Source organism: Alistipes shahii WAL 8301, from assembly GCF_025145845.1.
GTDB classification, from domain to species: domain Bacteria; phylum Bacteroidota; class Bacteroidia; order Bacteroidales; family Rikenellaceae; genus Alistipes; species Alistipes shahii.
Genome location: NZ_CP102253.1, coordinates 876,405 through 888,502, shown reverse-complemented (window position 1 = coordinate 888,502; position 12,098 = coordinate 876,405). Strand labels below are relative to the sequence as shown.

8 protein-coding genes and 1 pseudogene are annotated in these 12,098 nt (G+C 54.8%); 6 read left to right on the top strand and 3 right to left on the bottom strand.

Annotation, left to right across the window (positions count from 1 at the left end):
* Positions 1-51: 51 nt before the first annotated feature.
* The 5 genes from NQ492_RS03765 (at position 52) to NQ492_RS03745 (ending at position 7,319) form a co-directional block, all read left to right on the top strand.
* Positions 52-1,704 carry a PKD domain-containing protein gene (locus NQ492_RS03765; protein WP_044054600.1) on the top strand — a complete coding sequence of 551 codons (1,653 nt, stop codon included), beginning with the start codon at positions 52-54 and terminating at the stop codon, positions 1,702-1,704.
* A gap of 77 nt (positions 1,705-1,781) precedes the next feature.
* Positions 1,782-3,368, top strand: coding sequence for a calcineurin-like phosphoesterase C-terminal domain-containing protein (locus tag NQ492_RS03760; RefSeq protein WP_231839940.1), 1,587 nt, complete (start codon positions 1,782-1,784; stop codon positions 3,366-3,368).
* A 55-nt stretch (positions 3,369-3,423) separates the two neighbouring features.
* Entirely contained in the window at positions 3,424-5,022 is a 1,599-nt protein-coding gene (locus NQ492_RS03755) for a sulfatase family protein (protein ID WP_231839939.1), read from the top strand.
* 10 nt (positions 5,023-5,032) lie between these two features.
* On the top strand, positions 5,033-5,947 hold the full coding sequence (locus tag NQ492_RS03750) for a glycerophosphodiester phosphodiesterase family protein (RefSeq protein WP_044054887.1): 915 nt from the start codon (positions 5,033-5,035) through the stop codon (positions 5,945-5,947).
* Positions 5,948-5,951: 4 nt separating this feature from the next.
* Positions 5,952-7,319 carry an MFS transporter gene (locus tag NQ492_RS03745; RefSeq protein WP_015547990.1) on the top strand — a complete coding sequence of 456 codons (1,368 nt, stop codon included), beginning with the start codon at positions 5,952-5,954 and terminating at the stop codon, positions 7,317-7,319.
* A 650-nt stretch (positions 7,320-7,969) separates the two neighbouring features.
* On the opposite strand, the pseudogene NQ492_RS03740 reads toward NQ492_RS03745, so the two are convergent.
* Positions 7,970-8,908: pseudogene (locus NQ492_RS03740) on the bottom strand (IS256 family transposase, variant Zn-binding type); the annotation flags it as partial.
* Between the two features lie 176 nt (positions 8,909-9,084).
* Between NQ492_RS03740 and NQ492_RS03735 the strand changes: the two are divergent.
* Entirely contained in the window at positions 9,085-9,525 is a 441-nt protein-coding gene (locus tag NQ492_RS03735) for an RteC domain-containing protein (RefSeq protein WP_259873756.1), read from the top strand.
* A gap of 385 nt (positions 9,526-9,910) precedes the next feature.
* Here the strand turns inward: NQ492_RS03735 and NQ492_RS03730 are convergent, their stop codons facing one another.
* Positions 9,911-10,780 (bottom strand): HAD-IIA family hydrolase, encoded by an 870-nt coding sequence (locus NQ492_RS03730; protein WP_015547988.1) that lies wholly within the window; start codon positions 10,778-10,780, stop codon positions 9,911-9,913.
* A gap of 4 nt (positions 10,781-10,784) precedes the next feature.
* The gene (locus tag NQ492_RS03725) at positions 10,785-11,981 is read right to left on the bottom strand and encodes a purple acid phosphatase family protein (RefSeq protein ID WP_015547987.1); all 1,197 of its coding nucleotides are present in this window, start codon (positions 11,979-11,981) and stop codon (positions 10,785-10,787) included.
* Between the last annotated feature and the right edge of the window lie 117 nt (positions 11,982-12,098).

The following is a 12,098-nucleotide window of genomic DNA, read 5'->3' as shown; positions in this document are numbered from 1 at the left end:
CGTAGAGAGGCAACCCGTTAGACATTTGAAAAATTTTAACAGACTGAAACCATGAAAAGAATCATATCGTTGCTATGCGTCGCATGTTTGGTTTTGATAACCGCATGTTCCGACGACAAAGAGGTGGGGCCGATTTTCGATTCGGTCCTTACCCCCGATTTCACGTTCGATGACGGCGCAGAGATTATCGCCGGCGTCGATGCCGTACAGTTTACCGACAATTCAACGGCCAAAGGCACGGAGATCAGCGGCTATTTCTGGCATTTCGGATTCGCCGGACTGGGAAACTGGTCGGAAGAGGCTGCTCCGGACCCTGTCATGTACAAGGAGGCCGGCGAATATGTCGTTACGCTGACGGTCTACGGCGCCGACGGCAACAGCAGCTCGACCAAACGGACCATTGTCGTCAAGGCCGCCAATCTGGCGCCCTCGGCATCCTTCACGTATACTCCGGAAACGGTGGTTGTGGATACCGAAGTAACCTTTACCGACACATCGGTCGATTCCGATGGCGAGATCGTCGCCCGCCGGTGGACCCTTCCCGATAATACGACCTCTACCGAAGCTTCGGTCAAATATACCTTCACGAAGGGCGGCACGTTCGATGTGACGCTTCAGGTGACTGATGACCGGGGTGCAAGCAGCGAGGTTTCGAAGAAAATCTTCGTAGCAGGCGACGAGGGCATCGGCTCCGGCAGCGAGAGCGACCCGTGGCAGATTGCCACCGCCGACCGATGGAACGAGATCGCGCAGTCGATCAACGGCACCCAGCCGGGCGATTATAAAGCCGGGGACTACTATCTGGTGACGAACGATATCGATTTCAGCGGTAAGAACTTCATCGCATGGGACAGCTTCTCCGGTCAGCTCACCGGCAACGGCAACTCGCTGAAGGGCATTACGGCGACCCGCACGGTTGCGGAGGCCGACATCGACGCGGATGCTGCCATCTTCGGCGTCATCCGCATTAATTCGGGTACGGTCAAGGATCTCAAAATCGAAGCTACCCTCACCTCGAACGGCAACCGGATCGGCGGCATGACCGGGCGCAACAACGGAACGCTCGACGGCGTATACTTCGTGAAAGGCACGCTCACGGGTGTGAAGCGTGTCGGCGGCATTGCGGGCGAAAACAACTCGGTTATCGTCAACTGCGCAGTGTTGGGCGGCAACATCTCGTCATCGGGCGAGAATGCCGGCGGCATCACGGGCGGCAACACCAATGCAAAAGCCTTCGTCATCAACTGTTACAGCTGGATGGAGTCGATCGTTTCATCGGGGCCCAATACCGGCGGCATCATCGGTTACGGTGGCAGTGACTCGTTTGCCGTCAACTGCTATACGACAACGGCGACCGTTGTCTCCGGGGGCATGTACGGCGGAGCTGTCGGATACGTCAAGAAGAGCAACCTGCAGAACATCTACGGCAATTCAGCGGTCGGCGTCGCTGTGGGAAGAGCGAAAAACACCGGCAGCAATGTTCCTTCGGTATGGCCGACGCAGACTTCCAGAGCCCTCTCGCTCGGAGAGATGATGTCGGGCAGCGTGAGCGTACCCTCGAATAACACGGAGTACGGCAGCTTCGTCGAGGCGTTGAATGCCGGCGTGGATATTTTCAACAGTGCGACGTTCAGCCAGAAACCCGAAGGCGTGGTACTCCGCCGTTGGAAGAGTTCGGGCACCTACCCGGTTCTGGCGGACTAACCCTTCATTCATGTTTGTAAAACGGCCCTGGAGGGTGATCTTTCGGGGCCGTTTTTATCCATTTAAAATTGAAACCAATGAACAAGCGTATTTTTATTTTTCTATTCATTATCGGGGCGTTATGTCTGTGCGGTTGTGCGGACGACTTCGCCACAAAAATCAATTTGGACGGAAATTCGTCCGAGGGAGAATTTAACAGCGAGGCCGCGCTCTATGGTACGGTTCAGGACAACTACGGCAAACCGATAGCGGGCGTACTTGTCAGTGACGGCATGCAGACTACTGAAACCGATGCGAAAGGCAATTGGCAGTTGTTCAGCGACCTGAAGCTTCGTCGGTTCGTGTTCGTCACGATTCCGGCCGGTTATGAAGTTCCGTCGAAGAACGGAATTCCCCAGTTCTGGCAGCGGATTCCCGAAAACGAGAAGCAATTCAAGGCCGATTTTACGTTGATGAAGCGCGCCGGCTCGGGCGATCGGTATACGATTTTGATGACGGCCGATCCGCAGATCCGCGCCAAGACCGAGGGAACGGACAAATACATGTTCCATTCGATTGACATTTACGAGGATATGTGCAAAGACATGAAGGAGCTCGCCGCGACGATCACCGACCGTCCGGTATACAGCATTTGCCTGGGCGACATGGTGCACAACAACATGAGTTTGTGGGAAGACTATTGCGAGGGCCTCAAGGATTTTTCGTTCCCGGTGTTTCATGTGATCGGCAACCATGACCACATTCAGAATGCTGCGAGCGACGATTTGGCCGTGGCGGAATATGAAAAATACCTCGGGCCGACGAATTATGCCGTCGATCTGGGACAAGTTCACTACATTTTCCTCGACAATATCGAAATGGCGGATAATTCCGCACTCACGGCCAGCGCCACGGGCGCCTACAAGAACGGGCTTTCCGAAGAGGCTGTCGAATGGCTGTGCGGTCATCTGTCGCATGTCGACAAAAACAAGATCCTCATGGTTTGCGGACACACCTCGTTTTACAAGAAGATCGGTTACGATCCGTCGGTGTCGGACCTGAATGCATCCGTCTATACGGGATTGTTCTCCGCCTACAAATTCGTGCATTCATGGGCGGGGCACAACCACGATTATTATAACTATGCCTATGCCGCCGAGGAGACCAGTCCGAAATACCCCAATGTCGAGTCGCATATCCTGGGACGTTCGACCGGTATGTTGGGACTCAATGCGTCCGTTACGTCCGACGGCGGCCCGCGGGGTTATCTGGTGATCGATGTCGACGGCGAGAACATCACGTGGAAATTCAAGGCCTGCGGTTATGAGGAGGGCAAAAAGCTGGAAAACCTACCTGCCGACTGGCAGCTCCGTGCTTATGCGCCTAACGAGCAGGGCTGGTACACTTCCGGGAAAGTTTATGTCAACGTCTGGAACTACGACGCCCACTGGGGGCCCGTTTACTATTCGGATAGCGGTAAAACGAAGGTGGCGATGAGCAAGGACAAGACCCACGACGGTTACGCCAATTCACTCTACGAGCAGTATAAGGATCAGTATACGGTATTGGCATACACCACGACACCCCATATGTTCAGTATCGAACCGTCGGAAGGTGCCACTTCGGCGACGATCGAGACAACCGACCGGTTCGGCAACCGTTATACTGCCAGTGTAAGTTGGTAACCCCTCTCCTGCGTTCCGGGCCGCCGGGGATTTTACAATAGACAATGTGTGATCTATGAGATGTGATTTTGTATTTTGGGGAGCCGCCGCATTGGGCGGATTGGTCCCTGTTCACGGGCAGGATAATACGATGCGCCGTCCGAATATTCTGTTCTGCATCGCCGACGATGCCGCATGGCTTCATTTCGGGGCTTATGGCTGCCAATGGGTCTCGACGCCGGTTTTCGACAGTGTGGCCGCACGGGGTGTGCTGTTCGAGAATTGTTACACTCCGAATGCGAAATCGGCGCCTTCGCGTGCGTCGCTGCTCACGGGACGCTACTCGTGGCAGTTGGGCGAGGCGGGTAATCACATCTGTCATTTTCCCGAGGATGCCGGGGTCTTCACCGAGGCGCTCGAAGAGGCTGGGTACGACGTGGCCTTTACCGGCAAGGGCTGGGCTCCGGGCAATCCCGGCATGAAGAACGGCCGTAGACGGCAGTTGACGGGTGAAGCGTGGCAGAATCGGAAACTGACGCCTCCGACATCCGAGATGCTCGCCACGGACTATGCGGCGAATTTTTCCGACTTCCTCTCCTCGCGTGAGGATGCGTCGCGGCCGTGGTTCTTCTGGTTCGGCTGTCGCGAGCCGCACCGCCGCTATGAATACGGCAGCGGAGCGGCCAAAGGCGGACGGACGACCGGAGAGATCGATCGTGTTCCGGCTTTCTGGCCCGACAACGAGACGGTGCGTAACGACATGCTGGACTACGGGTTCGAGATCGAACATTATGACCGGCAGTTGGGGCTGATGCTGGCCCGGCTGGAAGAACTCGGGGAGTTGGACAACACGCTTGTCATTGTCACGTCGGATAACGGAATGCCGTTCCCGCGTGCCAAAGGGACGCAGTACGAGTATGCTCATCACATGCCTTTGGCCATGATGTGGCCGCAAGGAGTGAATAGTCCCGGACGCCGGGAGGCGGTTTACGTCTCGTTCGTGGACATCGCACCGACCATTCTGGAGATTGCCGGAACGGACCCTTCGGCGGCCGGGATGGCGCCGCTTCCGGGCGGGAGCCTCGTGCCGCTGTTGCGGAATGAACCGGACCCTTGTGCAGCGTTGCGCGAACGGGCGTTGCTGGGCCGCGAGCGGCACGACAACGGACGCCCCGGTGACCAGGGTTATCCGATCCGGGGGATTGTACGGGGCGGTTGGCTCTATCTGTGCAACCTCAAACCGTGGCTGCTGCCCGGCGGCAATCCGGAAACGGGCTACCGCGACATCGACAGTTCCCCGACGAAAACAGCCATTCTGCAATTGCGGCGCAGCGGGCAGGATCGTCGTTATTATGACCTGTCGATGGGACAGCGTCCGGCGGAGGAGTTGTACCATGTCGAAACGGACCGCGAATGCCTCGCCAACCGGATCGGGGACGTTTCATGCCGGATTCTGGCAGATTCACTGCGGGCCGAGCTTTTCCGGACGCTGCGCGAGCAGGGCGATCCGCGGATGACGGGCGACGGCGACGTATTCGATCGCTATCCCTACGACAAGCCGGGAAAGGACAGCGTTTACGAACGGACCGTCAGTGGGGAGATCATTCCGTGGGAACAGTCGAACTGGGTGCTTCCGACCGATTACGAACAATACGAAACAGTAAAAAACAACTAACCCGAATATGATGATAAGATTATTGATTTTTCTTGCATCCCTTTTCCTGTTTGGTGCTTGTGCGAGTTCCGAATCCGTTTCCGGCACCCGTGCCGAACGGGTTGTTTCAGAGATTCACGACCCCGCCTCGAAAAAGGTGCTGGTCGCCTCCCATCGGGGCGACTGGCGCAACTATCCTGAAAATTCACTCCCTGCCATCCGCAGCGCTATCGAAATGGGAGTCGACATTGTAGAAATAGATTTGGCGCTGACCTCGGACAGCGTGCTGGTACTCTGTCACGACCGCACCATCGACCGGACGACTTCGGGCAGGGGACTTATTGCGGAAATTACTTATGATTCCATTCGGCGGGTGAATTTGCGTGCGGGGCAGAATGCGGTCACACATTGGAAAGTACCCACGCTCGAAGAGGTGCTCATATTATGCAAAGACAAAATTGTCGTCAATATCGACAAAGGATTTCAATATTACGGGTTGATACATCCGTTGCTTGAAAAATACGGCATGCTGGAACAGGTGCTCATCAAAAGCAATGTCACCGCCGACCGTGCCGCCGCGACTTTCTCGAAATATGACGACAATTGTCTTTTTATGCCCATTGTAAACTTCGGGAAGAAATCGTACCGAAAAATTCTCGAAAGCTATGAACGACTGAAATATCCATTGCTGGCTTACGAAATCTGCTGGTCGGAATACACGCCCGAGGTCGAGACCTGCATGCGCGAAGTCATCGCCGGCGGCTCGAAACTGTGGGTGAACTCCCTGTGGCCCTCCCTGAACGGCGGGCTTTGCGACGATGCCGCGGTAGAGGGCGACCCGGCCGAGGTGTACGGGAAACTGGTCGATATGGGCGCCACCATGATCCAGACCGACCGCCCCGAACTGCTGATCTCCTACCTCCGCTCGCGCGGACTGCACGACTGACGCCATGAGCCGTATTACGGAATTCTACCGCATCAGTCCTGCGGCTCCTGCCCGGGAGCAGGACGAAGCATCGCGCGACAAGTACTACCGCCGCCTGCGCCTGCAGGCATTCGTCGCCGCAACGCTCGGATACAGCCTCTACTACGTCTGCCGCACCAGTCTCAACGTCATGAAGAAACCCATTCTCGACAGCGGGTCCTTGGACGCATCGCAGTTGGGAGTCATCGGCTCGGCACTCCTCTTCGCCTATGCCATCGGCAAGTTCGTCAACGGATTCATCGCCGACTACTGCAACATCAAGCGCTTCATGGCCACGGGACTCATCGTCTCGGCCGCGGCCAACGCCCTGATGGGGCTCATGGGGCTCGCACATTCCGTAGTCCCGACAGCCGTGATATTCGTTGCATTCGCCGTGATGTGGGGTCTGAACGGGTGGGCGCAGTCCATGGGAGCGCCTCCGGCCATCATATCCCTCTCCCGCTGGTATCCCCTCAAGGAGCGCGGGACCTACTACGGGTTCTTCTCCGCAAGCCACAACCTCGGGGAGTTCTTCTCATTCCTTTTCGTAGGCTCCATCGTCTCCTTTGCGGGTTGGCAGGCCGGGTTCTTCGGATCGGCCGTGGCAGGGGCCATCGGCGTGGTGCTGGTACTCTGCTGGCTCCACGACACGCCGGAGTCGAAAGGACTCCCGCCGGTAGAGGCGCTGGCCCATGAAAAACCCGTCCCCGGAGCGGAGAAGTCCGTCAAAGAGATTCAGAAGCAGGTGCTCCGCACCCCGGCGGTATGGGTGCTGGCGGCGGCAAGCGCGTTCATGTACATATCCCGCTATGCCATAAATGGCTGGGGAGTGCTGTTCCTGCAAGAGGCCAAGGGATTCTCGGATGTAGAGGCGATTTCCGTAGTCTCGATAAACGCACTGCTGGGAATACTCGGAACCGTGCTCTCGGGATGGTTCTCGGACAAACTCTTCAAGGGAGACCGAAAGATACCCGCCCTGCTGTTCGGCATACTGAACTCCCTGGCCCTGGCACTGTTCCTGTACGGAGGAAATGCCATGTGGGTGAACGTCCTCTCGATGGTGCTGTTCGGAATAGCAATCGGCGTGCTGATCTGCTTCCTCGGAGGATTGATGGCTGTGGACATCGTGCCGCGAAAGGCCACGGGTGCCGCGCTGGGGGTCGTGGGAATAGCAAGCTACATCGCGGCGGGCATTCAGGACGTAGCATCGGGATGGCTTATCGACAGGCACATCACCGTAGCCGCCGACGGCGCGAAGCACTACGATTTCGGGCCCGTGGCACTATTCTGGATTGCGGCGTCAGTAATATCATTTCTGCTCCCGCTATTAAACCGGAAAAAAGATAAAGGCTAACTATTGAAACTATGACTTACAACCGAACTTAGAGCATCAGATACAATCCTATATGAAATAATATCAGGAAATGGAGCATTATCCTATCTGCAAGCCCTGGGACTTCTTGAAGTTCCGGGGCTTGTCGTTTCCGAATATCAAAAGATCCGAGGACCTCCTACGGATTTGCAAAGTAATGTAATAAACAAATTATATTGAAATTCAAAAAACAGATAGCCATGTTACGAAATACCCGATCTTTTGAAAAGAATAGTTTTATCCGTTTTCTGCGTCTTTCGCAAGTACGTTCTCTCTTTGCTTCGGAATACGAACAAGCACAAACAGCATACGAACGTTATATCAACTGTATTCAGCGGTTGTTCCGACCCGGAAAATTATCGGCGTATAGGTCATTTCGGGTGCTAAAATCGTTGTAATACTGGTGTCTGTCAGTATGATATGACCATTCAAAACTTTTGAACACATATTTGATGCGAGCGCTTTCGCTCTATAGGTCAAAACGGGTGCTGAAAATGGCACCCGTTTTTGGTGGATTCATCTGTATTTTGTTATTTTGCATTGCGGCTTAAAGCGTAACGGAGCTCTGCTGGGGAGCACCTCCGCCAGGAATAAAGCCGTCCAATATGCATAATGCGATTCAGGAGATGGCCTTAGCGGTTGTCTCCTTTTTCATTATGCAATTTGGCATATGCCAAGAAAAACCCGTTCATCATCCGCTTGCGGTTTTCCTCAATCATTCCCGGATGATTCCGCAAGGCTTTCTTCATGTCGGTGAATGTGCCTTCGATCATATTGTTTGTGTTGGGCATACCTCTGACTTTCTCGTATGTAAACAAAAAAGGAAGGTAGGTCGATATGCTGACCATGGCAGATCTGAGCCGTTGATGGGTATATATCGTGCGTCCGGTAATCTCGTTGACCGTCTTTTCTTTCAGGAAGTCATGCCATTTCCTCTTCCATTTCTCAAATGCACTGACGAATGCACTTTCATTCATGTCTTTTAGACGGTATGCAAGATCCAATAACTCCTTTCCTGCCTCAAGTTGCGGATTCTTGGTCAGTTTTCTTCTTATTATCGCCACCATGTGGAACTGGCACATCTGTATTCTGTATTCCGAAAGGACGGTAAACAGCTTTTGAAAACCATCAATGACAATCCCCTGAATGGCATACCCGCATCCTACTATATGTTTCACAGCGTCCTCGTAATCACTGATGTGCTCGTGGGCGATATGCTTCATGTAAAGAAGTCTGCCGCTTCCGCTTTCCAGAGCCAGCAGCACTCCTGTATTGCGCCCAAAATACGTGGCGTCGAGATGTATCACACCGCTTCCTTTGATCCTAGGCTGTTCCCAGCTGAACGAAATGGAGGCAAGCCGACGTGTCACGGTCGAAGCACTGAGACCTGTAGTTTCACTGATCTGGGCTATTGTCTGCTTGCCGTGCAGGTACATCTCCCAGATGTCTTCTTTTGTAAAATCACGCCCGCCGCTGAAGCGGCGTCCACAAACCATGCACTTGTATCGTTGGACGCTTTTGCGTTTTCCGTCCTTCTTTACAATGGGGGAATTGCATGTCGGGCATTTTTTTGTTCATAATGCAATTTCTATATTTTCAAATGCCAAAATATACTGAAAATCAAATAGAATGCCACGCTATCGGCACCCGTTTTGACCTATAGCGTGGCGTTTTCCTGTTTTTGAGGCGTTTCAGCACCCGTTTTGACTAATAAGTCAAATTATCTCCTGCGGATACACTTCATATGATGGCAAAGTTAAGAATAAAGTTGATAGCAATCCAAGAAGAACCGGTAAAAGTGGCTCCGGAAATGGAATCGTTACTTCGGGCAGCCATTGCATTGACAAATTTCGAAATAAAAATGGTCTGGTTGAAAGTAAGCCATCCTGCGGTCATGGACTGTAGTAAGAAAGTCGCATTGCCGAAGTCTCCGATTTATTTGGCAGAACAATTTACGCCCACAGATCTTATGGAAATAGTAACTTCGATGCAGGGACTCGGAGTCGGACGATGTCTCGATGGTTCACAGGCTTCTTTGGATATGTTCGTAGAAAGTTTCTCGTGGATGTTCAATGTTCGGATAAACAATCCCAATCAGTGTAAGCATGCAATACTGAACCGAAAACTGCGGTTGACTCGTTTTTTGGACTTATTGAGAGGATATCTCATTGAAAGAAGCCAACAATGATAATCGGCAGCCCTCACTTAAGGGCTGTTTCCAATTCTGGAGAATATAATTTTATAGAATACAAAAAAGAAATTTGTTATACCTTTATCGTTTTCGACAATTTGCCTATTTTGAGAATTTTTCATATCTTGCGAGAGGTTATTTGAAATGCGGTATTTGAGCGCAAGTCGCTGAAAATAAGCCGTTGTCTTTTCGTTACCTATTCTCCTGTACAAAGATGTAACGACTCGATAAATCAAGTCGTTACATCTTTATAAACCCACACCGATGATTATTCGGTATTTTCCGATAGCGCTATTGTCGTAGCTTATCAGGCGTTTCTGTTTGCCCCTCTCCGGGCGGCGGATCGGAGGCGGGACGTCCGGTCGTGGAGTTCCGGCTGTTGTTATTCGTGCGCTTCGCGGATTAGTTCGCCCAGCACTTCGATGCTGTCGGCCGTGATATGGGGCTGCGGGTCGGCCTTGTCGGCCACGTCGAGCGTCGTTTCGCCCGAGAGCACCAGCACGCCCATCGCCCCGGCGTTGTGGGCCATCTGGACGTCGGTGTAGATGCGGTCGCCGACCATGGCGATCTCGTAGGGCTGCAACCCGTGGCGCGAGAGGATGCCCGAAAGCATGTTCGGGTCGGGCTTGCCCAACGTGATGTCGGGGCGGCGTCCCGTGGCGTGTTCGAGGCAGGCGCAGATCGAGCCGCAGTCGACCAATACGGTCGGCTGATCGGTGGGGCACACCCGGTCGGGGTTGGTGGCGATATAAGGCACTCCTTGTTTGATCCACCAGGCCGCGCGGCAGAGCCGTTCGTAGCGGAGCGTCATGTCGAACGCCGCCACGATCACGTCGGGCACGTCGTCGGCCGAGTCGGCGCACGACTCGAAGCCCGCAGCCTCGAATTCCGAGATCATCGACGGCGTGCCGAGCAGGAACAGCCGCTTGGCCGCAGGGTGATGGGTCTTGATGTAGTCGATCGTGGCCAGCGCCGTGGTGTACATCTCGTCGCGCGAAGCCCTGATGCCCAGCGTGTCGAGTTTATGGAGGTAGTCCGCGATGCTTTTCGACGGGTTGTTCGTCAGGAACGAGTAGCCGATCCCCTGTTCCTTGAGTCCGTGCAGGAAGGCCTGCGTGTAGGGGAACAGCGACATCCCCATGTAGATCGTGCCGTCCATGTCGAGCGCCACGTGGCGGATGCGGCGCAGGCGTTCCATCAGTTCGGCGTGCTCCCAGACGGAGCGGTACTTGTGAAAGGGTTTGTTTTCCATGTCGTTATTTGTTCTTTTTGTCGATGCGGTGTTGTTTGATCACGGCGCCCGCGGTGTTGACCACCTTCAGGTCGATGCCCTTCGCGTCGGCCGACACGCGGAGGCAGTCGTTGTTCGAGTTGACGAGGATCGGGAAGTCGACCCCGCGGCTGCCGTCGTCGATCCAGTGGTAGCGGTGGTAGTGGCCGCAGAGCATCAGGTCGATGCCTTTGCCGGCGAGTTCGGGTATGAACAGCCTGCGGATCTGCTGCTCGCCGTACCAGCTGTCCTCCTTGCCCGGGATCATGTGCATCAGCACGATGCGCACGGGGGCCGCCCGGAATTCGTCGCTGTTGACGACGCCTTTCAGCCATTCCGCCTGCTGCCGGCGGTATTCGTTCCAGTCGCCCATGCCGTAATAGCGGGGATCGTTGTCGGGCTTGTCTTCACAGCCGTCGAGCACGATGAAGAAGGCCGGGCCGCGGCGAAACGTGTAGTAGGTTTCGCCGGTCGGTGTGGGGAAATAGTCGAGCCAGTGCTGTGCATAGGCGCCGCGGTTCTCGTGGTTGCCGCGCGTCACGGCGAGGGGGATGCCCGCGGGCGTGAGTATCTTCGATGCCGACCCGAGGCAGGCGTCCCAGAGCGTCTGCTCGGTCTCGGTCTGGCTGGCCAGGTCGCCGTTCAGGCAGACGAAGTCCGGCTGGGCTTCGGGGGCCTCCTTGATCAGCAGCTGGAAAACGGAGTCGCGGGCGTGGATGTCGTTGACCATCCAGAAATCGACCTTTTCCTGTGCAGGGTCGAGGGTTCTGATGGTGTAGGGCTTGCGCCGGTACACTTCGCTGCCGTCCCCGTCGTCGAGGATGACGCGCCGGTTGCCCTCGTTCAGGACGATTCCCCGCTGCATGATGCGGTAGCGGTAGGTCGTGCCGGGTTGGAGCCCTTCGATCCGCACCCGGTGCATGCGTCCGACGCGGCAAAGTCCGAGATGCGAGTCGTAATACCTGGGCCGTTCGGCCGAGTAGAAGTGCGATCCGTCCATCGGGGCGAGTTCGACCCAGCCGATGGCGTCGGCCTTTGCGTCCCAGACGACCGTGAAGCCGTCTTCGGTGACATTCAGTACATAGGGTCCGTGTGCGATGCGTACCGTAGGCGGCACGGCGGTTTGGGCGAGGGCGGCGGCCGTCAGCAGGAGCGCGCCCAGCAGCAGGGTAAGTCGTTTCATGGTGAAAGTTGTATCGGTTCGAAATCCAAAGGTATGTTTTTATTTTCTTTTATCCAATTTTTCGTTTTATTAATCCGAAAAGAAATAAAATGCATTGTGAAAGGAAAATTTTTTCGT